The organism is Pseudomonas sp. RIT288 (assembly GCF_000631985.1).
Lineage (GTDB): Bacteria > Pseudomonadota > Gammaproteobacteria > Pseudomonadales > Pseudomonadaceae > Aquipseudomonas.
In genome coordinates this window covers 360,512-382,170 of sequence record NZ_JFYN01000034.1, presented here as the reverse complement: position 1 = coordinate 382,170, position 21,659 = coordinate 360,512, and the positions used below count along the sequence as shown (strand labels likewise).

Sequence of the window (21,659 nt, the reverse complement as noted above, 5' to 3'; positions counted from 1 at the left end):
TGCTCCGGAGCGACTGGTAGTTAATAACAATGTTCAAAAGGAGCATTTTAATGACTGCGCTGAACCTGATTCCCGGCCAACTGAGCCTGGCCCAACTGCGTGACGTCTATCAGCAACCGGTCAAGCTGACCCTCGACAACAGCGCTGCGGCGCAGATCGAGGCCAGTGTTGCCTGCGTCGAGCAGATCCTCGCCGAGAACCGCACCGCCTACGGCATCAACACCGGTTTCGGCCTGCTGGCTTCGACCCGCATTGCCAGCGAGGACCTGGAAAACCTGCAGCGTTCTCTGGTGCTGTCGCACGCCGCTGGTGTCGGCCAGCCGATCAGCGATGAGCTGGTACGGCTGATCATGGTGCTCAAGGTCAACAGCCTCAGCCGTGGTTTCTCCGGCATTCGCCGCGTGGTGATCGACGCGCTGATCGCGCTGATCAACGCCGAGGTTTATCCGCACATTCCGCTCAAAGGTTCGGTCGGCGCCTCGGGTGACCTCGCGCCGCTGGCGCACATGTCGCTGGTGCTGCTGGGCGAAGGCAAGGCGCGTTACAAGGGCGAGTGGATGCAAGCCACCGAAGCGCTGAAAATCGCCGGTCTGACCCCGCTGACGCTGGCGGCGAAAGAAGGTCTGGCGTTGCTCAACGGCACTCAGGTGTCCACCGCATTTGCCCTGCGCGGTCTGTTTGAAGGTGAAGACCTGTTTGCCGGTGCGCTGGCAATCGGCGGTCTGACGGTTGAAGCGGTGCTCGGTTCGCGCTCGCCGTTCGATGCACGTATTCACGCCGCTCGCGGTCAAAAAGGTCAGATCGATGCTGCAGCCGCGTATCGCGATCTGCTCGGCGAGCGCAGCGAAGTCTCCGACTCGCACCAGAACTGCGAGAAGGTTCAAGACCCGTACTCCTTGCGTTGCCAGCCACAAGTCATGGGCGCCTGCCTGACCCAATTCCGCCAGGCCGCCGACGTGCTGGTGGTTGAAGCCAACGCCGTCTCCGACAACCCGTTGGTGTTCGCTGCTGAAGGCGATGTGATTTCCGGTGGCAACTTCCACGCCGAACCCGTGGCCATGGCCGCCGACAACATGGCCCTGGCCATCGCTGAAGTCGGCTCGCTGAGCGAACGCCGTATCTCGCTGATGATGGACAAGCACATGTCGCAACTGCCGCCATTCCTGGTGGCCAATGGCGGTGTGAACTCCGGCTTCATGATTGCCCAGGTGACCGCCGCGGCACTGGCCAGCGAGAACAAGGCGCTGTCCCATCCGCATTCGGTCGACAGCCTGCCGACCTCGGCCAACCAGGAAGACCACGTGTCGATGGCTCCGGCCGCCGGCAAGCGCCTGTGGGAAATGGCCGAGAACACCCGCGGGATTCTCGCGGTGGAATGGCTGGCGGCGGTGCAGGGGCTGGATCTGCGTAACGGTCTGAAGACCTCGGCCAAGTTGGAACAGGCGCGGGCGATTCTGCGCAAGGACGTGCCGTTCTATGAGAAGGATCGCTTCTTTGCACCGGACATCAATGCGGCGACCGAGCTGCTGGCTTCGCGCTGCTTGAGCGAATTGGTTCCGGCGAAATTGCTGCCTAGCCTGTAATGGCCTCTTCGCGAGCAGGCTCGCTCCCACAGGGGAGCGCATTTCAACTGTGGGAGCGAGCCTGCTCGCGAAATCGATTTTGAATACTGTGGAGACTAAGGGATGAAAACCCTCTGGCAACACTGCCACGTCGCAACCATGGCGCAGGGCGTCTACTCGATCATCGAGGATGCGGCAATCGTGACGTCCGGTGCGCACATCGAGTGGATCGGTCCGCGCAATCTGCTGCCGTCCGGCGAATACCCGGCGGTCAACGATTTGCAAGGCGCGTGGGTCACCCCCGGCCTGATCGACTGCCATACCCACACGGTGTTCGGTGGCAACCGCAGCGGCGAATTCGAGAAGCGCCTGCAAGGCGTCAGCTATGCCGAGATCGCCGCGCAGGGCGGCGGTATCGCCAGCACTGTGCGCGCCACCCGTGAAGCGACTGAAGACGAGCTGTTCGCCAGCGCCGCCAAGCGCCTGAAAAGCCTGATGCGCGACGGCGTGACCACGGTCGAGATGAAGTCCGGCTACGGTCTGGACCTGGCCAGCGAACGCAAGATCCTGCGGGTCATCCGTCGCCTGGCCAAGGAGCTGCCGATCAGCGTGCGCAGCACTTGCCTCGCCGCCCACGCGTTGCCGCCGGAGTACAAGGATCGCGCTGACGACTACATCGAGCACATCTGCGCCGAGATGCTTCCGGCGCTTGCTGCCGAAGGGCTGGTCGACGCGGTGGATGCGTTCTGCGAATACCTGGCGTTCTCGCCGGAGCAGGTCGAGCGGGTGTTCATCACCGCACAAAAACTCGGCCTGCCGGTGAAGCTGCACGCCGAGCAATTGTCATCGCTGCATGGCTCCAGTCTGGCGGCGCGGTATCACGCGTTGTCCGCCGATCACCTGGAATTCATGGATGAAGACGACGCCATCGCCATGGCCAAGTCCGACACCGTCGCCGTGCTGCTGCCGGGGGCGTTCTACTTCCTGCGCGAAACCCAGTTACCGCCGATGGACGCCTTGCGCAAACACAAGGTCAAGATCGCCATCGCCAGTGACCTCAACCCCGGTACCTCGCCGGCGCTGTCGCTGCGCCTGATGCTGAACATGGCCTGCACCTGTTTCCGCATGACCCCGGAAGAAGCCCTGGCCGGCGCGACCATTCATGCCGCACAAGCGTTGGGGATGGCTGACACCCACGGTTCGCTGGAAATCGGCAAGGTCGCGGATTTCGTCGCCTGGCACATCGATCGTCCGGCGGATCTGGCCTATTGGCTCGGTGGTGATCTGGACAAACGCGTCGTGCATCACGGCGTCGAATCAAGTCTGTAGGAGAGCGGTTGTGGATAAGGTTCTGAGTTTCAAACAAGGTCGCGTACCGCTGCTGATCAGCATGCCGCATGCCGGCGTACGCCTGACGCCTGCGGTCGAAGCCGGGCTGATCGCGGACGCGAAAAGCCTGCCGGACACCGACTGGCACATCCCGCAGCTCTATGATTTCGCCGAGCAGTTGGGCGCCAGCACGTTGGCCGCCGAATACTCGCGGTTCGTCATCGACCTCAACCGTCCGTCCGACGACAAGCCGTTGTACGCCGGTGCCACCACCGGGCTGTACCCGGCGACGCTGTTCGATGGCATCCCGCTGTTCCGCGAAGGGCACGAGCCTTCGAAAGAGGAACGCGCGACCTATCTGGAACAGGTCTGGACGCCTTACCACCGCACTTTGCAACAAGAACTGGCGCGGCTGAAGGCCGAGTTCGGCTATGCGCTGCTGTTCGACGCGCACTCGATCCGCTCGATCATCCCGCACCTGTTCGACGGCAAACTGCCGGACTTCAACCTCGGTACCTTCAACGGCGCCAGTTGCGATCCACAATTGGCGACGCAACTGGAAGCCATTTGCGCCCGTCACGGCAACTTCAGCCACGTGCTCAACGGACGTTTCAAGGGCGGCCACATCACCCGCCATTACGGCAACCCGGCCGAGAACATCCACGCCGTGCAACTGGAACTGTGCCAGAGCACCTACATGGAAGAGTTCGAACCGTTCCGCTACCGCGCTGATCTGGCGGAGCCGACGCGGGTGGTACTGCAGGAGTTGTTGCAAGGCTATCTGGCGTGGGGCAAAACCCGTTACACCGCATGATCTGCTTCCTGTAGGAGCTGCCAAACGCTGCGATCTTTTGATCTTGCTTTGTCTGCAAAAAAACAAAGTCAAAAGATCGCAGCCTTCGGCAGCTCCTACAGAGGGACTGCTTCGCCGCCACAGGTTTTGATTCATGTCCTCAGGCATGCTCATTAACGTAAATCGGGTTTATGATGCCGGACGGCAGAATAATAGAAGTCCCCCCAGGGATGACCTCGACCCCTTACGGAGCACGCAATGCAGACATTGTTTCCGCAGATCAAACCCCATGCCCGGCACGATCTGGCTGTCGATGACACCCACACGCTGTACGTCGACGAAAGCGGTTCACCGGAAGGCTTGCCAGTGGTGTTCATTCACGGTGGCCCGGGCGCCGGTTGCGACGCGCAGAGCCGTCGTTATTTCGATCCGAACCTGTACCGCATTGTCACCTTCGACCAGCGCGGCTGCGGACGCTCCACCCCGCACGCCAGCCTGGAAAACAACACCACCTGGGATCTGGTCGCCGACCTTGAGCGTATCCGCAAGCACCTGGGCATCGACAAATGGGTGCTGTTCGGCGGTTCGTGGGGTTCGACGCTGGCGCTGGCCTACGCGCAAACCCACCCCGAGCGCGTACACGGTCTGATCCTGCGTGGGATCTTTCTCTGCCGTCCGCAGGAAATCGAGTGGTTCTATCAGGCTGGTGCCAGCCGTCTGTTTCCTGATTACTGGCAGGACTACATCGCGCCGATCCCGCTGGACGAGCGCGACGATCTGCTCAGCGCCTTCCACAAGCGCCTGGTCGGTAACGATCAGATCGCGCAGATGCACGCGGCCAAGGCCTGGTCGACGTGGGAAGGGCGCACCGCGACCCTGCGGCCGAACCCGCTGGTGGTCGACCGTTTCTCCGAGCCGCAGCGCGCCCTGTCGATCGCGCGGATCGAGTGTCACTACTTCACCAACAATGCGTTTCTCGAGCCCAATCAGTTGATCCGCGACATGGGCAAGATCGCCCATCTGCCGGGGGTGATCATTCACGGTCGCTACGACGTGATCTGCCCGCTGGACAACGCCTGGGAATTGCATCAGGCCTGGCCGAACAGTGAGCTGCAGGTGATTCGCGACGCCGGTCACGCCGCCTCCGAGCCCGGCATTACCGATGCGCTGGTGCGTGCCGCGAGCAACATGGCCCGCCGCCTGCTCGACCTGCCGCCTGAAGAAGCATGAAGGGGCTGTTACAGCGTGTGCGCGGTGCACGGGTCGAAGTCGCGGGAGAGATAGTCGGCGCGGTGGATCAGGGGTTGCTGGTGCTGGTGGCGGTCGAGCCCGACGACACCCGTACCAGTGCCGACAAACTTCTGCATAAGCTGCTTAACTATCGGGTATTCAGTGACGCCGAGGGCAAGATGAATCTGTCCCTGGCGGATGTGGGCGGCGGGTTGCTGCTGGTCTCTCAGTTCACCCTCGCAGCCGACACCAAGAGCGGGTTGCGCCCGAGTTTCTCGACCGCAGCCCCTCCGGCATTGGGCGAGGAATTGTTCGACTATCTATTGAGCAAAGCGAAACAGATGCATGGCACTGTGGCATCAGGTAGATTCGGCGCGGATATGCAGGTGCACCTGGTCAATGATGGCCCGGTAACCTTCCTGTTACAGACATGAAAGCGCTTGAAACATCTTTTCAAGGGCTTTTCGACTGTAAACAGGCGTTTTTCGCGATAAATACTTTGTTACCCCTGATGCGTTGTCACGCGGGCTACTAGATAATCGCGCGCTATGGGGATCAGCGTTCGTTGGTCCATTTTTGACTTAGGTAGAGACTTGTCTGGATCCGATTGGGGAATCATTTTGCCCCAGCGGAGTCGGAACAATGCTCGCCAACCTGGCATATAGATAGCTGGCCGTTGGTTTTTTGATCTGTTTTCGGCGAGGGTTGCTCGTGATTGTTAGTCCCTGTAATGCAGCAAAAATGTCTGCCAAACGCATGCGAAGTGCCCTGGTAGCGGGTTCGGCGCTCCTGTGCCTGCTCAGCGCCGGCCAGCTTTGGGCGTTCAATCTTGACGATGTATCAGCCAAGGCTAAAGAGCTGGCCGGGCAGAAGTTCGAAGCCCCGCGCAGCAACCTGCCGAACGAATTCCGTGACATGAAGTTCGCGGATTATCAGAAAATCCGCTTCCTCACCGAAAAGGCTGAGTGGGCCGATCAGAAGACACCGTTCAAGCTGTCCTTCTATCACCAGGGCATGCACTTCGATACGCCGGTGAAAATCAACGAAATCACGGCGAACACCGTCGAAGAGATCAAATACGATCCGACCCGCTTCGATTTCGGCGACCTCAAGTTCGATCCGAAGGCCACTGAACAACTGGGCTACGCCGGTTTCCGTGTGCTGTACCCGATCAACAAGGCCGACAAGCAAGACGAAATCATGACCATGCTCGGCGCGAGCTACTTCCGCGTTGTCGGCAAGGGTCACACTTACGGTCTGTCGGCCCGTGGTCTGGCCATCGATACCGCGTTGCCGTCGGGCGAAGAATTCCCGCGTTTCCGCGAGTTCTGGATTCAGCAGCCGAAGCCGGGCGACAAGCATCTGGTGATCTTCGCCCTGCTTGATTCGCCGCGCGCCACCGGTGCCTACCGCCTGATCCTGCGTCCGGGCAGCGACACCATTGTCGACGTCAAGGCGCAGATGTTCCTGCGTGACAAGGTCGGCAAACTGGGCATCGCACCGTTGACCAGCATGTTCCTGTTCGGCGCCAACCAGCCGTCGAAAGTCCTCAACTACCGTCGTGAACTGCACGACTCCAGCGGTCTGTCGATCCATGCCGGCAACGGCGAGTGGATCTGGCGTCCGCTGAACAACCCGAAACACCTGGCCGTGAGCAACTTCAGCGTCGAGAACCCGCGTGGTTTCGGTCTGCTGCAGCGTGGTCGCGACTTCAGCCACTACGAAGACCTCGACGACCGTTACGACAAGCGTCCAAGCGCCTGGATCGAGCCGAAGGGCGAGTGGGGCAAGGGCACCGTTGATCTGGTAGAGATTCCGACTGCCGACGAAACCAACGACAACATCGTTGCGTTCTGGAGCCCGGAAACCATGCCGGAGCCAGGCAAGCCGCTGGACTTCGCCTACCGCCTGCACTGGACCATGGACGAAGCGGCGCTTCACGCCCCCGACAGCGCCTGGGTCAAGCAGACCCTGCGGTCGACCGGTGACGTCAAGCAGTCGAACCTGATCCGTCAGCCGGATGGCAGCGTTGCCTACCTGGTCGATTTCGAAGGTCCATCGCTGGCGGCACTGGCTCCGGATGCCGATGTGCGCAGTCAAGTCAGTGTTGGTGATAACGCCGAACTGGTTGAGAACAGCGTGCGTTACAACCCGGAAACCAAGGGCTGGCGCCTGACCCTGCGGATGAAGATCAAGGACGCGAGCAAGTCCACCGAGATGCGCGCTGCCCTGGTACAGCCAGTGGTGACCGCTGATCTGGCCAAGTCTTCGGTACCGGCGTCGAACTCGTCGGTGGCCAAGGCGGACAAGGTCGCGGCCAAGCAACAAGAGAAGGTAGAGAAGGAAGCCAAGGCAGCCGAGGCCAAACAGGCTGACGCCAAGCCAGCTGCAGATGCCAAGGACAAGGCCAACAAAGACGCCAAGCAGCCAACCGCTGCCAACGCGGCCCCAGCCACACCGGAATCGGCACCGACTGAAGAAGTCCTGACCGAGACCTGGAGCTATCAGTTGCCTGCCGATGAGTAACTCTCAAGTACAGCCAGAGACTCTGTCCGAGTATCTGGCGCATCTGCCGATGACCGACGAGCAGCGCGCGGAGCTCGCGGGCTGCCAGTCCTTCAGCGAACTGCACCAGCGCCTGTCGTCGCCGACGTTCGACGCCCCTGCCGAAGCCGCCCAGGCTTCGGTGGGCAAGCGCCTGACCCTGAGCACTGCCGAGGAGCTGGAAGAGGCGGAAATGCTGGTGCTCGACGCCAGTGGTCGGGTCAGCATGAAAGCGACGCCGCCAATCCGTCGGACCAAAGTCGTGCCGGAGCCATGGCGCACCAATATTCTGGTGCGTGGCTGGCGTCGCCTGACCGGGCGCACCAACCCGCCGCAGCCGCCGAAGGACGAAAACGTGTTGCCGGCGGCGCGCTGGCGCACCGTAGGTTCGATCCGTCGCTACATTCTGTTGCTGCTGATGCTCGGCCAGACCATCGTTGCCGGCTGGTACATGAAAGGCATCATGCCGTACCAGGGCTGGTCGTTCGTCGATCTGGACGAAGTGCTGCACCAGCCGCTGCTGCAAACCGCCACGCAAGTGCTGCCGTATGCGCTGCAGACCAGCATCCTGATCCTGTTCGGGATTCTGTTCTGCTGGGTCTCGGCCGGTTTCTGGACGGCACTGATGGGCTTCCTCGAGTTGCTCACCGGTCACGACAAATACCGTATCTCCGGCAAAAGCGCCGGCAACGAGCCGATTCCGAAAGACGCCCGTACTGCGCTGGTGATGCCGATCTGCAACGAAGACGTGCCTCGGGTATTCGCCGGTCTGCGCGCCACCTTCGAATCGGTCGCCGCGACCGGTGATCTGGATCGCTTCGACTTCTTCGTCCTCAGCGACAGTAACGACACCGATATCTGCGTCGCCGAGCAACAGGCCTGGCTGGATGTCTGCCGCGAAGCCAAGGGTTTCGGCAAGATCTTCTATCGCCGTCGCCGCCGCCGTGTGAAACGCAAGAGCGGCAACCTCGACGACTTCTGCCGTCGCTGGGGCGGTGACTACAAGTACATGGTCGTGCTCGACGCCGACTCAGTGATGAGCGGCGAGTGCCTGACCAGTCTGGTACGCCTGATGGAAGCCACGCCGGACGCCGGGATCATCCAGACCGCGCCGCGTGCGTCGGGCATGGACACCCTGTATGCGCGCATGCAGCAGTTCGCCACCCGCGTGTACGGTCCGCTGTTCACCGCCGGTCTGCACTTCTGGCAGTTGGGTGAATCCCACTACTGGGGTCACAACGCGATCATCCGCATGAAGCCGTTCATCGACCACTGCGCCCTGGCGCCGTTGCCGGGTAAAGGTGCGTTCTCCGGGGCGATTCTGTCTCACGACTTCGTTGAAGCCGCGCTGATGCGCCGTGCCGGTTGGGGCGTGTGGATTGCCTACGACCTGCCGGGCAGCTACGAAGAACTGCCGCCGAACCTGCTCGACGAGCTCAAGCGTGACCGTCGCTGGTGCCACGGCAACCTGATGAACTTCCGCCTGTTCCTGGTCAAAGGCATGCACCCGGTGCACCGCGCGGTGTTCCTGACCGGCGTGATGTCGTACCTGTCGGCGCCGTTGTGGTTCTTCTTCCTGGTGCTGTCGACCGCGCTGCTGGCGGTGAACACGCTGATGGAGCCGCAGTACTTCCTGGAACCTCGTCAGCTCTATCCGCTGTGGCCACAATGGCACCCGGACAAGGCGATCGCGCTGTTCTCGACGACCATCGTGCTGCTGTTCCTGCCGAAACTGCTGAGCATCATCCTGATCTGGGCCAAGGGCGCGAAAGAGTTCGGTGGCAAGTTCAAGGTGACCCTGTCGATGCTGCTGGAGATGCTGTTCTCCATGCTGCTGGCGCCGGTGCGGATGATTTTCCACACCCGTTTCGTCCTCGCCGCGTTCCTCGGCTGGGCCGCGACCTGGAACTCGCCGCAACGTGACGACGACTCCACGCCATGGAGCGAGGCGGTCAAACGCCACGGTCCGCAGACCCTGCTGGGCTTCTGCTGGGCATTGCTGGTGATCTGGCTGAACCCGAGCTTCCTGTGGTGGCTGGTGCCGATCGTCGGTTCGCTGATGCTGTCGATCCCGGTATCGGTGATTTCCAGCCGTGTTGGTCTGGGCCTCAAATCCCGTGACGAGAGCCTGTTCCTCATTCCTGAGGAATACAATCCGCCGCAGGCCTTGCTGGCGACTGACCAGTACACCCACGAGAACCGCTGGCATGCACTGAACGACGGCTTCATCCGCGCCGTGGTCGATCCGCAGCAGAACGCCTTGGCGTGCTCGCTGGCGACGGCCCGTCACGGTCAGGCCGAGCCGATCGAGTGGCTGCGTCAGGAGCGTGTGCGTCACGCGATCAAGGTCGGCCCGGCCGGGCTGAACAACCATGATCGTCTGCAACTGCTGAGCGATCCGGTGGCGCTGGCGCGTCTGCACGAGCTGGTCTGGTCCGAAGACCACAAGGAATGGCTGGATGCCTGGCGCGCTTCGGTGAAAGCCGATCCGCATGCACCGCTGTTGCCGTTGCGACCGCTGAGCGTGCAGGCTCAACCGGCCTAAAAAGAAGCCCCGCCAATGCGGGGCTTTTTTTAAAGATCGCAGCCTTCGGCAGCTCCTACACGAAATGGGTGTACACCCTGTAGGAGCTGCCGGAGGCTGCGATCTTTTGCTTTTGAAACCCTCCCCGTAACAACAAATCCCGGCAAAAAACCTTGTGCAAACGGACGAGTGCGTTAGCATCCGTCCCCGAATTGGCGCACCCGGACAATCTTGTCCATTTCTGTCGGTTTTCGCGCCGCAAACGCAATGGTTTTGGGGACTTGAAGATGAAGAAGTATCTGTCGATGCTGCTGGTCGGCGTCACGGCACTGGTTGCAGTCACTGCGGCGCAGGCCGGCGCAATCGATGACGCGGTCAAGCGCGGCACGTTGAAAGTCGGTATGGATCCGACCTACATGCCGTTCGAAATGACCAACAAGCGCGGCGAAATCATCGGTTTCGAAGTCGACATCCTCAAAGCCATGACCAAGGCCATGGGTGTCAAGCTCGAGCTGGTGTCCACCGGTTACGACGGGATCATCCCGGCCCTGATGACCGACAAGTTCGACATGATCGGCAGCGGCATGACCCTGACTCAGGAGCGTAACCTGCGCCTGAACTTCAGCGAACCGTTCATCGTCGTCGGTCAGACCCTGCTGATCCGCAAGGAGCTGGAAGGCACCATCAAGTCCTATAAAGACCTGAACACCGCGGACTATCGCATCACCTCCAAGCTCGGCACCACCGGTGAAATGGTTGCCAGGAAGCTGATCGCCAAAGCCAAGTACCACGGCTACGACAACGAGCAGGAAGCGGTGCTCGATGTAGTCAACGGCAAGGCCGACGCCTTCATCTACGACGCGCCGTACAACGTGGTCGCGGTGAACAAAGTCGGCGCCGGCAAACTGGTGTTCCTCGACAAGCCGTTCACCTACGAGCCGCTGGCCTTCGGTCTGAAGAAGGGTGATTACGACAGCATCAACTTCATCAACAATTTCCTGCACCAGATCCACGAAGACGGCACCTACGATCGCATTCATGACAAGTGGTTCAAGAGCACCGAGTGGCTCAAGGACATGGAATAACGCCGGTCGTTGTGGCGAGGGAGCTTGCTCCCGCTCGGCTGCGAAGCAGTCTAAACCGGTTGACTCGTTCTACCCGACGTTGCGCGGTGGCTGATTTCAGGGCTGCTCCGCACCCCAGCGGGAGCAAGCTCCCTCGCCACAGAGGGAGCGAGCATCCTGATCGATATGGATTTGCTCTTAGATGAAACAGAAAAAAGCCCAATGGCCCTGGCACGTCCTGACCGTGTTGGTGCTGGTCGGCCTGGCGGGCGCGTTGTATTACGCCACGTCGCTGATGTCCTACGAATGGCGCTGGAACCGCGTGCCGCAGTACTTCGCCTATCAGGCCGAAGAATCTCAGCGTGCCACCGATATCTCCACCGTCACCGAACTGGTGCGCAAGGGTGGCAGCGCGCAGGTCACTCTGCGCAACGATGCCGGTGACGAGCAGCGCCTGACCGTCGACGAGAACAGCCTGCAATTCGCTCAGGGCGACGATGTGGCGGAAGGCGACGTCGTGGGCGTGACCCGGCACTGGGCGGCAGGGCCGCTGCTGTGGGGCCTTTGGACGACGCTGTGGCTGTCGGTGGTGTCCGGCGTACTCGGTCTGCTGATCGGTCTGGTCACCGGACTGTGCCGTCTGTCGAGCAACCCGACCCTGCGCGACCTGTCGAGCATCTACGTCGAACTGGTGCGCGGCACGCCGCTGCTGGTGCAGATCTTCATTTTCTACTTCTTCATCGGCACGGTGATGAACCTGTCCCGCGAGTTCGCCGGGATCGCCGCGCTGTCGTTGTTTACCGGCGCCTACGTGGCCGAGATCATCCGCTCCGGGGTGCAGTCGATTGCCCGTGGCCAGAACGAAGCGGCGCGTTCGCTCGGTCTGAGCGCCGGCCAGTCGATGCGCCACGTGGTATTGCCGCAAGCGTTCAAGCGCGTGCTGCCGCCGCTGGCTGGGCAGTTCATCAGTCTGGTCAAGGACACCTCGCTGGTGTCGGTGATTGCGATCACCGAGCTGCTGAAAAGTGGTCGTGAAGTCATCACCACCTCGTTCTCGCCGTTCGAAATCCTGTTCTGCGTCGCCGGCCTGTACCTGTTGATCAACCTGCCGCTGTCGAAAATCGCCAGCCGTCTTGAGCGGAGGCTCGCGCAAAGTGATTGAAGTCCGCGATCTGGTAAAAGTTTTCGACACCCGTGGCCAGGTAGTTCGGGCTGTGGATAACGTCACCACCACCGTTGCCAAGGGCGAAGTGCTGGTGGTGATCGGTCCGTCCGGTTCGGGCAAGTCGACCTTCCTGCGCTGCCTCAACGGCCTGGAAGCGTTCGACTCGGGCTCGGTGAGCATCGACGGTCTGCAACTGGCTGACCCGAAAACCGATGTCAACGCCTACCGCCGTGAAGTCGGCATGGTGTTCCAGCACTTCAACCTGTTCCCGCACATGACCGTGCTGGAAAACCTCTGCCTGGCGCAGAAAGTCGTGCGCAAGCGCGGGCAGAAGGAAAGCGAGGCCAAGGCCCTGGCGTTGCTGGAGAAAGTCGGTATTGCGCAGAAGGCTCGCGAATACCCGTCACGTTTGTCCGGCGGTCAGCAACAGCGCGTGGCGATTGCCCGGGCGCTGGCGATGGACCCGAAAGTGATGTTGTTCGACGAACCGACTTCGGCCCTCGATCCGGAAATGGTTGGTGAAGTGCTGGATGTCATGAAGAACCTGGCCGTGGAGGGCATGACCATGGTTTGCGTCACCCACGAAATGGGCTTCGCCCGGGAAGTGGCGGATCGGGTGTTGTTCTTTGATCACGGAAAATTGCTGGAAGATGCTTCTCCGGCGGAGTTCTTTGATGCGCCGAAGGACCCGCGCGCTCAGGCTTTCCTGCGTCAGGTCTTGTAAAGCAAAAAAGATCGCAGCCTTCGGCAGCTCCTACAGAGTTATGTGTACACCTGTAGGAGCTGCCGAAAGCTGCGATCTTTTGCTGTGATGCTTAGACCTTGAACCGCCCCACCAGCGTCTGCAGATGCGTCCCCAACCGCGCCAACTCAACGCTGGAAGCCGCGGTCTCTTCACTCGCCGCCGACGTCTGATCCGACACATCCCGCACATTCAGCACGCTACGGTTGATCTCTTCAGCCACGGCGCTCTGCTGCTCGGCCGCTGCGGCGATCTGCTGGTTCATCGCCTGAATCGCCGACACGGTGCGGGTGATGCTTTCCAGCGAACCACCGGCACGGCGGGTCAGTTCGACGCTGCTGTCGGTCAGGCTGCGGCTGTTGTCCATGATCGTTGCCACCTGCTGGGTGCCGTTCTGCAGGCCGACGATCAGCTCTTCGATCTCTTCGGTGGACTTCTGCGTGCGCTGGGCGAGGCTGCGCACTTCATCGGCAACCACCGCAAAACCACGCCCGGCCTCACCGGCACGCGCCGCTTCGATCGCGGCGTTCAGCGCCAGCAGGTTGGTTTGCTGGGCCACGGACTTGATCACGTCGAGCACGCTGCCGATCTTGTCGCTTTCACGCTTGAGTTCGCCCATGGCTTCGGTCGAATGACCCACCTCAGCTGCCAGACGCTCAATCTGCGCGATGGCTTCACCGACCACCTTGTCGCCTTCGCGGGCCTGCTGGTCGGCGGCCACGGCGGCTTCGGAAGCCTCCTCGGCGTTGCGCGCGACTTCCTGCACGGTGGCGGCCATTTCGTTCATGGCGGTGGCGACCTGATCGGTCTCGATCTTCTGATTGTTGACCCCGGCGCTGGTCTGCTCGGTCACCGCCGACAGCTCTTCGGCGGCGCTGGCGATCTGCGTGACGCCGTCGCTGATGCCACCGATCAACTCGCGCAGGCCTTGGGTCATGCTCTGCATCGAACGTTGCAACTGGCCGAGTTCGTCGCGACGCTGCGACACCAGGTTGTGGGTCAGATCGCCGGCGGCCACTTGTTCAGCGACTTTCAGGGTCTGGTTCAGCGGAATGATGATCTGCCGGGTGATCGCCCAGGCTGCCAGCAGGCCGAAGGCCAAGGCCAGCGAGGTGGCGATCAGCAGCAAGTTCTTGGCGCGTGCGGCGTCAGTGTCCCGAACCACAGTCTGCGATTCAGTGAGCTTCTTGCTGACGGCGATCAAAATGTCGCCCTGCGCCGCCATACTCGCGAGCGCTGCGGCGTTCTTCACCTGTGAGTCACGGAATTGGCTGACTGCGGCGCGGTAGGCCTTGAGCGAATCTGTGGCTTGTTGCAGGTTGGCGATGTGCTGTTCCGGTACCCGAGCCGGCAGGCTTTCGAGGTTTTTCAGCGCATTATCGATAGCCTTCAGCGCCGGTTGTTCGGCCTCGGCCTTACCGCTGTAGGTGTAACCGCGTACCTGATAGCGCGCTTGCTGCAGCAGTTTGCTCATCTCAATCACGGCGTTGAACTGCGCGACGCTGTCACCCTGCAGCAGTGCATTTTCGACTTCGCTGACCTTGGCCACGGCATTGTCCGCGTTTGCACCCAGCTTGTTGCGAGCGTCCTCACGTTGCACGGTGGCTTGGGTCATTTCCCCAAACGCGCGCTTGTACTCGGCTACGGCCGCCAGTTGCTGGTCGACCATCGCTGCATCGGCGGGTTGTTCGATCATGCTGCGCGCCGATTGCAGACCGCTTTCGAGTTTGGCCAGCAATTCATTGACGGCGCCCGGTCCCTGCTCGCCGCGACGCATGTCGTAGTCCATGCGCGCCAGGCGCAGGTCCTTGGTCAGCTCATTGAGGCTGGAGATGAAGCCGAGCTTGTCGCCACGGCTGATGATGCCGCCCATGCCGGTCCAACCGGTAAAGGTAATCAGCAGGGTGAGCAACAGCACCAGGCCGAAACCAATGCCCAGCTTGCGTTTGACGCTGACGTTCCCAAGATTCTCGGCTAACCAACGGTACATGCGACGACTCCCCTCAGACCACTAATTGGACTTATGGGGACTGTATCGGCTGGGTGATGGCAATCTGTAACCGATTTGTCCGACACCGCCCCTCTGCAGGAGCTGCCGCAGGCTGCGATCTTTTGATCTTGCTGTTAAAAAACAAAATCAAATCGCAGCCTGCGGCAGCTCCTACAGGGGAGTGGTATGTCAGAACAGGCGGGCGAGCAGTGCGGTGACGGCGGTTTCGACGCGCAGGATGCGTTCGCCCAGTTGCACCGGTTGCAGGCCGGACTTGCCCAACAGATCGATTTCGTAGGGGATCCAGCCGCCCTCGGGGCCGATCGCCAGCGTTACCGGTTCGCTTACTGCCCGTGGGCATGGCGGGTAATTGCCGGGATGGCCAACCAGGCCGAGGGTGCCTTCGCTGATCGCCGGCAGGCGGTCTTCGACGAACGGTTTGAAGCGCTTCTCGATGATGACTTCCGGCAGCACGGTATCGCGGGCCTGTTCGAGGCCGAGGATCAGATTCTCGCGGATCGCTTCCGGCTCCAGAAACGGCGTCTGCCAGAAGCTTTTTTCGACGCGGTAGCTGTTGAGCAGAATCACCTTCGACACGCCCATGGTCGCCACGGTCTGGAACACCCGTCGCAGCATTTTCGGCCGTGGCAAGGCCAGTACCAGAGTCAGCGGCAGCTTGGCCGGTGGCGGTTGATCGAGGCTGACGCGCAATTCCGCCTCGCCGGCCTCAAGGCGCAGCAGCTCAGCCGAGCCCATCAAGCCATTGATCCGCCCCACGCGCAGGCTGTCACCGACTTCCGAGCGGTGAACCTCCTGCATGTGGGTCAGGCGCCGGTCACGCAGCACGACGCGGTCGACCGCGATAAAGTCGGCCTCTTCGAGCAACAGCAGGTTCATGCCTGGGTCGCTGGCGGCTGGTCGTTGTGATCGTCGGCCGGCGTTTCGTCCGGACGTTCGCGCTTGCTGATCAGGCCGCCGAACAGAATGCCGATTTCAAACAGCATCCACATCGGTACCGCCAGCAGGGTCTGCGAGAAGATGTCCGGCGGGGTGAGGATCATGCCGACCACGAAGCAGCCGATGATCACGTACGGGCGGATTTTCTTCAGGTAGGCGACGTCGACCACGCCGATCCACACCAGCAGCACCACGGCCACCGGGATTTCGAACGCCACGCCGAAGGCGAAGAACAGCGTCATCACGAAGTCGAGGTAGCTGGCGATGTCGGTCATCATTTCCACGCCGGCCGGGGTGGCGGCGGCGAAGAACTTGAAGATCAGCGGGAACACGAAGTAATAGGCGAACGCCATGCCGGTGTAGAACAGCAGGATGCTCGACACCAGCAGCGGCACCGCGATGCGCTTCTCATGCTTGTACAGGCCCGGCGCGATGAAGCCCCAGATCTGATGCAGGATCACCGGGATCGCGAGGAACAGCGAGACCATCATCGTCAGCTTCAGCGGCGTCAGGAACGGCGACGACACATCAGTGGCAATCATCGTCGCGCCGACCGGCAGGTACTGGCGCAGCGGCGTCGAGACGAAGGTGTAGATCTGCTGGGTGAAGGCGAACAACCCGGCGAAGATGATGAAGATCGCCGCCACGCAACGCAGCAGGCGGGTACGCAACTCGGTGAGGTGCGAAACCAGCGGCATGTGCTGGTCGTTTTCGGGGAGATCGCTCATGGGGCTCGCGGCGGCAGAGTGGTGTCGTGAGGCGCTGGTGTGATCGGCGCGGCGGTTTGAGATACGTGTTCAACCGAGGCTTCTGTAGCCGCCGACACGGGGGCTGGCGGCGCTACAGCGGCGGCAGGTGCAGGTGTCGGAGCTGTTACAGCGGGCGCGGCTGGCGCATGAATCGTCTGCTCACCCACATGCTCAACCGGCGTTGGCTCCTGCTGAACCGGCGTGAAAATCTTCCGCGCCTCCTGCTCCAGCGACAAGATGTGCTCGTTGTGCAGTTGCCGACGAATCTCGTCGGCACCGATTTCACGTTCAACTTCCTGTTTGATCGCGTTGAAGCTGCGCTTCAGCCGGCCGACCCAAAGGCCGGCGGTGCGCGCAGCGCCCGGCAGACGCTCGGGGCCCAGCACCAGCAGGGCGACGAGGCCGACGAGCAGCAGTTCAGAGAAGCTGATACCAAACATTAGTCAGTGCTCACACGTCTTTGCGGATCGGCTCTTCGACTTTCTGCGCCTGCACGTCGATGGTGTGCGGCGGGTTGGCCTGAGCGGTGGCTTGCGGCTGCACCGGTGGTACCGGCTGCGCAGGTGTTACGGTCGGATCGGCGGCCGGCTTTTCGTCATCGTTCATGGCTTTGCGAAAGCCCTTGATCGACTCGCCGACGTCGGTGCCGAGGTTTTTCAGTTTCTTGGTGCCGAACACCAGCACCACGACTACCAGAATGACGATCCAGTGTTTCCAGTCAAAAATGCCCATGTTGCTGTTCCTCTCTAAAAATTGTTCAGGCGGACGGACGCGAGGCTTTCTCGACGTGTCCGGACAGACCGAAGCGACGATCCAGTTCATCCAGTACGGCCTGCGGATGCTGCCCCAGTTGGGCGAGCATGACCATGCTGTGGAACCACAGGTCGGCAGTCTCGTAGATCACATCGCTGCAGTCACCGCTGATGGCGGCGTCCTTGGCGGCAATAATGGTTTCGACCGACTCTTCGCCGACTTTCTCCAGAATCTTGTTCAGGCCCTTGTGATACAGACTAGCCACATATGAGCTGTCGGCTGCGGCACCTTTGCGCTCTTCGAGCACCTCGGCCAGACGGGTCAGGGTGTCACTCATGTTTGTGTCCTGCGGAATAGATGGCGTGCGGGTCTTTCAGAACCGGGTCGACTGTTTTCCAGTCGCCGTTTTCATAGACGCGGTAAAAGCAGCTTTGACGGCCGGTATGGCAAGCGATGTCGCCGATCTGTTCGACCATCAGGATGATCACGTCGGCGTCACAGTCCAGGCGCATTTCATGCAGGGTCTGTACGTGGCCGGACTCTTCGCCCTTGCGCCACAGCTTGCCACGGGAACGTGACCAGTAGATTGCACGGTTTTCCGCGGCGGTCAGCTCCAGCGCTTCGCGGTTCATCCAGGCCATCATCAGCACGCGTCCGGTCTTGTGATCCTGGGCAATCGCCGGCACCAGGCCGTCAGCGTCCCACTTGATCTCGTCCAGCCAGTTTTTCATCTTCGACTCCGACAGCGAACCCGCACTTCAATAGTCAGGTTCAGGCGTTGAAACAGTGTGCCAGCCGATCAGCGAACTGGCTATCGGCGAACGACCAGATACAAGCCGACTGCCACCATGATTCCCGCAGGCCAATGCCCCAACTCGTTAAGCGGGCCACCGATGGCAAGGATCACCCCACCCGCCAGATGCGCGCAACCGAGCAGGCGCAGGAACCAGTCGTCCTTGCGTTTGTGCCACGGTGGCGGCGGATCGTAGGCGTGCGGTTGCGACATGCGTTCGAGCAGATCGCGGGCCATGTTGGCCAGGTGCGGCAGTTGCTCGAACTGGCTCTGCACGTTGCCGAGCAAGGCTTTCGGGCTGACGCGCTCGCGCATCCAGCGCTCGAGGAACGGCTGCGCGGTGTTCCACAGATCCAGATCCGGATACAGCTGACGGCCCAGGCCCTCGATGTTCAACAGGGTCTTTTGCAGCAATACCAGTTGCGGCTGGACTTCCATGTTGAAGCGTCGCGCGGTCTGGAACAGACGCATCAGCACCTGACCAAATGAAATATCTTTTAACGGTTTTTCGAAGATCGGTTCGCACACGGTACGGATCGCCGCTTCGAACTCGTTGAGCTTGGTTTCCGCCGGCACCCAGCCCGAATCAATGTGTAACTGCGCCACGCGGCGGTAGTCGCGCTTGAAGAAGGCGAACAGGTTGCGCGCCAGGTAGTCCTGGTCTTCCGGGGTCAGGCTGCCGACGATGCCGCAGTCGATCGCAATGTACTGCGGGCTCCACGGGTTGACGGTGCTGACAAAGATGTTGCCCGGGTGCATGTCGGCGTGGAAGAAACTGTCGCGGAACACCTGGGTGAAGAAGATCTCCACGCCGCGTTCGGCGAGCATTTTCATGTCGGTGCGCTGGTCGGCGAGGGTCGCCAGATCCGTCACCTGAATCCCGTAGATGCGCTCCATCACCAGCACTTTCGGCCGGCACCAGTCCCAATAGACTTGCGGCACATAGAGCAGCGGAGAGCCTTCGAAGTTGCGCTTCAACTGGCTGGCGTTGGCCGCCTCGCGCAGCAGGTCGAGTTCGTCGTAGATGGTTTTTTCGTAGTCCTGCACCACGTCCACCGGGTGCAGCAGGCGGGCGTCGGCGGAGACCTTTTCGGCGGCGCGGGCAAGGATGAACAGCCACGCCAGATCCTGGGCGATCACCGGTTTCAGGCCCGGGCGGATCACCTTGACCACCACTTCTTCGCCGGTTTTCAGCTGCGCGGCATGCACCTGCGCCACCGAGGCCGAGGCCAGCGGTTCGACGTCGAAACGGCTGAACACTTCGCTGATTTTCTTGCCCAGCTGTTCTTCGATCAGCTTGATCGACAGCTGCGAATCGAACGGCGGCACGCGGTCCTGCAGCAGCATCAGCTCGTCGGCGATGTCTTCCGGCAGCAGATCGCGGCGGGTTGAAAGAATCTGCCCGAACTTGATGAAGATCGGCCCCAGATCCTGCAGCGCCAGACGCAGACGCGCGCCACGGCTCAACTCCAGCGGCTTGCGCGGCAACCAGCGCCACGGCAGCACGTAGCGCAGCGCCAGGAGAAACCAAGGCAGCGGCAGGTCGAAAAGCAGGTCATCGAGGCGGTAGCGGATCACGACGCGCTGGATGCGCAACAGACGGCGGACGGCAAGCAGCTTCATGCGTTATCGCTTGGGTCGAGGGATCGGGAAAGGCGCTCGAAACGCGCCTCGAGACGTTCCAGATCAAGTTTGATCCGGTCCAGTTCGCTGAACCGCGCTTCGGCTTCGCGCTGGCCGACGAGGGTGCGCGATTCTTCGGCGAGGTATTCGGCGAGGTTCTGGTTGAGGCTGGCAAATCCTTGTTGATACCAGCGTGCACGGCTGCGCAGGTGACCGCCGATCAGTTGCGTGGCAACCGGGCCGAGCCAGCGCGAGAGTTCGTACTCCCAGTCCAGCTCGAGGTCCTGCAGCACGCCGGCCAATTCCAGCAGCACGCCGCTGTCACCGTCGAGCTCGACTTCCGGGGCGTGCAGCACCGCGGTCTTGTCTTTGCTCACAGCCAGTTTCACCAGGCTTGAAGCCGGGGCGCGAAGGGTACAGTCGACGCCGGTTTCCCAGTGCGAGGCGAGCATCAGACCTTCATCGCTGGGCAGAATGAACAGTTGCAGTGCCGGGCTGCGGCAATCGACGGCAATCACTTTGCCAGTCAGATGCGCCAGCCGCGGCAGCGCCGTGCTGTCGAGACGCAGCACCCGGTTGAGGCCGAGTTCGACGCTGGCGAGCAGCCCGGTGAGCAACATCAGGGCTTGATGCCGCGGTGCAGGGCGACAATGCCTGCGGTCATGTTGTGATAGGTCACGCGGTCGAAACCGGCGTCGACCATCATCGACTTCAGGGTTTCCTGATTCGGGTGCATGCGGATCGATTCGGCCAGGTAGCGATAGCTTTCCGAATCATTGGTGATCAGCTTGCCCATCAGCGGCATGAAGGCGAACGAGTAGGCGTCGTAGGCCTTGGACATCAGCGCGTTGGTCGGCTTGGAGAACTCCAGCACCAGCAGGCGGCCACCGGGCTTGAGCACGCGCAGCATCGAGCGCAGCGCATCTTCTTTGTGCGTCACGTTGCGCAGGCCGAAAGCGATGGTCACGCAGTCGAAGTGGTTGTCCGGGAACGGCAGTTTTTCCGCGTCCGCCTGAACGAATTCAACGTTGCCCGACACACCCAGATCCAGCAGGCGGTCACGGCCAACCTTGAGCATGGATTCGTTGATGTCGGCCAAGACCACCTGACCGGTCGGGCCAACCAGGTGCGAGAATTTCTTGGTCAGGTCGCCAGTGCCGCCGGCGATGTCGAGCACGCGGTTGCCTGCACGCACACCGGACAGTTCGATCGCGAAACGCTTCCACAGACGGTGCATGCCGCCCGACAGAAGGTCGTTCATCAGGTCGTACTTCGCGGCTACGGAGTGGAACACCTCAGCGACTTTTTCCGCTTTCTGGCTTTCCGGAACGTTTTTGAAGCCGAAGTGAGTGGTGGGTTCGGCATCGCTGCCTTTGCGCTGATCAGTCATATCGCTGTCACCAAAAGAGAATGCGCGACATTCTAATCCCCAAGCCATGCTTTGTCTTGGAATGGCTAAAGGTAAGATGGGCGACCTTCGGGACGATTTGCCGCAGACGCGGTCAAGATTTACCGTCACCTATTCATCAAGCAGGAGTCATTCGATGGCCAAAATCAGTGTTGAGCGTGCCCACAGCCTGGGCAAGGAAGCCGCCCGCGAGAAGGCCGACAAGCTGGCGCAGAAACTCTCCGATCAATATGGACTGGAGCCGCAGTGGTCGGGTGACACCCTGAATCTCAAGCGCTCGGGCGTGAAAGGCGCGGTGCATGTGGCCGACGATTCGATCCGCGTTGACGTGGAACTGGGCATCATGATGTCGGCCATGAGCGGCATGATCAAAGCCGAGATCGAGAAGGCGCTGGACAAGGCGCTGGTCTGAAGATCAAAAGATCGCAGCCTT

The 21,659-nt window shown here is 61.2% G+C and carries 21 protein-coding genes and 1 pseudogene; 11 read left to right on the top strand and 11 right to left on the bottom strand.

Annotation, left to right across the window (positions count from 1 at the left end):
- The first annotated feature begins 50 nt into the window (after positions 1 to 50).
- The 10 genes from hutH to BW33_RS20415 all read left to right on the top strand — a co-directional run bounded on the left by hutH (position 51) and on the right by BW33_RS20415 (position 12,935).
- Positions 51 to 1,583: a histidine ammonia-lyase gene (hutH, locus tag BW33_RS20460; RefSeq protein WP_047600857.1), complete on the top strand. Its 1,533-nt coding sequence runs from the start codon at positions 51 to 53 to the stop codon at positions 1,581 to 1,583.
- A 102-nt stretch (positions 1,584 to 1,685) separates the two neighbouring features.
- Entirely contained in the window at positions 1,686 to 2,891 is a 1,206-nt protein-coding gene (gene hutI, locus BW33_RS20455) for an imidazolonepropionase (RefSeq protein WP_047600855.1), read from the top strand.
- Positions 2,892 to 2,901: 10 nt separating this feature from the next.
- Positions 2,902 to 3,705 carry an N-formylglutamate deformylase gene (gene hutG / locus BW33_RS20450; protein ID WP_047600854.1) on the top strand — a complete coding sequence of 268 codons (804 nt, stop codon included), beginning with the start codon at positions 2,902 to 2,904 and terminating at the stop codon, positions 3,703 to 3,705.
- Between the two features lie 237 nt (positions 3,706 to 3,942).
- Complete coding sequence (gene pip, locus BW33_RS20445) at positions 3,943 to 4,914, top strand: prolyl aminopeptidase (RefSeq protein WP_003220824.1); 972 nt, start codon at positions 3,943 to 3,945, stop codon at positions 4,912 to 4,914.
- Complete coding sequence (gene dtd / locus BW33_RS20440; protein ID WP_003220826.1) at positions 4,911 to 5,348, top strand: D-aminoacyl-tRNA deacylase; 438 nt, start codon at positions 4,911 to 4,913, stop codon at positions 5,346 to 5,348. Before pip ends, dtd begins: the two co-directional genes overlap by 4 nt.
- A 307-nt stretch (positions 5,349 to 5,655) precedes the next feature.
- Positions 5,656 to 7,440: a glucan biosynthesis protein G gene (locus tag BW33_RS20435; RefSeq protein ID WP_177327511.1), complete on the top strand. Its 1,785-nt coding sequence runs from the start codon at positions 5,656 to 5,658 to the stop codon at positions 7,438 to 7,440.
- Positions 7,433 to 10,003, top strand: coding sequence for a glucans biosynthesis glucosyltransferase MdoH (gene mdoH, locus BW33_RS20430; RefSeq protein WP_047600852.1), 2,571 nt, complete (start codon positions 7,433 to 7,435; stop codon positions 10,001 to 10,003). The genes BW33_RS20435 and mdoH overlap by 8 nt, the downstream gene beginning before the upstream one ends.
- 266 nt (positions 10,004 to 10,269) lie before the next feature.
- On the top strand, positions 10,270 to 11,067 hold the full coding sequence (locus BW33_RS20425) for a transporter substrate-binding domain-containing protein (protein ID WP_047600851.1): 798 nt from the start codon (positions 10,270 to 10,272) through the stop codon (positions 11,065 to 11,067).
- A gap of 181 nt (positions 11,068 to 11,248) precedes the next feature.
- A complete protein-coding gene (locus tag BW33_RS20420) occupies positions 11,249 to 12,208 on the top strand; it encodes an amino acid ABC transporter permease (RefSeq protein WP_047600850.1) in 960 nt (319 codons plus the stop codon).
- Positions 12,201 to 12,935, top strand: coding sequence for an amino acid ABC transporter ATP-binding protein (locus tag BW33_RS20415; protein WP_041071506.1), 735 nt, complete (start codon positions 12,201 to 12,203; stop codon positions 12,933 to 12,935). Before BW33_RS20420 ends, BW33_RS20415 begins: the two co-directional genes overlap by 8 nt.
- Before the next feature lie 91 nt (positions 12,936 to 13,026).
- Here the strand turns inward: BW33_RS20415 and BW33_RS30565 are convergent, their stop codons facing one another.
- From BW33_RS30565 to ubiE, 11 genes and pseudogenes are all read right to left on the bottom strand, one after another.
- Positions 13,027 to 13,740 (bottom strand): methyl-accepting chemotaxis protein, encoded by a 714-nt coding sequence (locus tag BW33_RS30565; RefSeq protein ID WP_442965414.1) that lies wholly within the window; start codon positions 13,738 to 13,740, stop codon positions 13,027 to 13,029.
- A 141-nt stretch (positions 13,741 to 13,881) separates the two neighbouring features.
- Positions 13,882 to 14,826: pseudogene (locus tag BW33_RS30560) on the bottom strand (methyl-accepting chemotaxis protein); the annotation flags it as partial.
- Positions 14,827 to 15,132: 306 nt separating this feature from the next.
- Complete coding sequence (locus BW33_RS20405; protein ID WP_047600847.1) at positions 15,133 to 15,840, bottom strand: 16S rRNA (uracil(1498)-N(3))-methyltransferase; 708 nt, start codon at positions 15,838 to 15,840, stop codon at positions 15,133 to 15,135.
- Positions 15,837 to 16,628: a twin-arginine translocase subunit TatC gene (gene tatC, locus BW33_RS20400; RefSeq protein WP_038360030.1), complete on the bottom strand. Its 792-nt coding sequence runs from the start codon at positions 16,626 to 16,628 to the stop codon at positions 15,837 to 15,839. The genes BW33_RS20405 and tatC overlap by 4 nt, the downstream gene beginning before the upstream one ends.
- Positions 16,625 to 17,089, bottom strand: a complete 465-nt coding sequence (gene tatB / locus BW33_RS28625; protein WP_047600846.1) for a Sec-independent protein translocase protein TatB — start codon at positions 17,087 to 17,089, stop codon at positions 16,625 to 16,627. The genes tatC and tatB overlap by 4 nt, the downstream gene beginning before the upstream one ends.
- A 10-nt stretch (positions 17,090 to 17,099) precedes the next feature.
- On the bottom strand, positions 17,100 to 17,381 hold the full coding sequence (locus tag BW33_RS20390) for a twin-arginine translocase TatA/TatE family subunit (protein WP_003220847.1): 282 nt from the start codon (positions 17,379 to 17,381) through the stop codon (positions 17,100 to 17,102).
- 25 nt (positions 17,382 to 17,406) lie between these two features.
- Positions 17,407 to 17,739, bottom strand: a complete 333-nt coding sequence (locus BW33_RS20385) for a phosphoribosyl-ATP diphosphatase (protein ID WP_007909355.1) — start codon at positions 17,737 to 17,739, stop codon at positions 17,407 to 17,409.
- The gene (gene hisI, locus BW33_RS20380; protein ID WP_003220851.1) at positions 17,732 to 18,133 is read right to left on the bottom strand and encodes a phosphoribosyl-AMP cyclohydrolase; all 402 of its coding nucleotides are present in this window, start codon (positions 18,131 to 18,133) and stop codon (positions 17,732 to 17,734) included. Before hisI ends, BW33_RS20385 begins: the two co-directional genes overlap by 8 nt.
- Before the next feature lie 80 nt (positions 18,134 to 18,213).
- Positions 18,214 to 19,818: a ubiquinone biosynthesis regulatory protein kinase UbiB gene (ubiB, locus tag BW33_RS20375; protein WP_047600844.1), complete on the bottom strand. Its 1,605-nt coding sequence runs from the start codon at positions 19,816 to 19,818 to the stop codon at positions 18,214 to 18,216.
- Positions 19,815 to 20,438: a ubiquinone biosynthesis accessory factor UbiJ gene (locus BW33_RS20370; protein ID WP_003220855.1), complete on the bottom strand. Its 624-nt coding sequence runs from the start codon at positions 20,436 to 20,438 to the stop codon at positions 19,815 to 19,817. The genes ubiB and BW33_RS20370 overlap by 4 nt, the downstream gene beginning before the upstream one ends.
- The gene (ubiE, locus tag BW33_RS20365; protein ID WP_007961779.1) at positions 20,438 to 21,208 is read right to left on the bottom strand and encodes a bifunctional demethylmenaquinone methyltransferase/2-methoxy-6-polyprenyl-1,4-benzoquinol methylase UbiE; all 771 of its coding nucleotides are present in this window, start codon (positions 21,206 to 21,208) and stop codon (positions 20,438 to 20,440) included. The genes BW33_RS20370 and ubiE overlap by 1 nt, the downstream gene beginning before the upstream one ends.
- Positions 21,209 to 21,362: 154 nt before the next feature.
- Here ubiE and BW33_RS20360 point away from each other — a divergent pair, with 154 nt between their 5' ends.
- Positions 21,363 to 21,638: a polyhydroxyalkanoic acid system family protein gene (locus BW33_RS20360; protein WP_003220859.1), complete on the top strand. Its 276-nt coding sequence runs from the start codon at positions 21,363 to 21,365 to the stop codon at positions 21,636 to 21,638.
- The last annotated feature ends 21 nt before the right edge of the window (positions 21,639 to 21,659 follow it).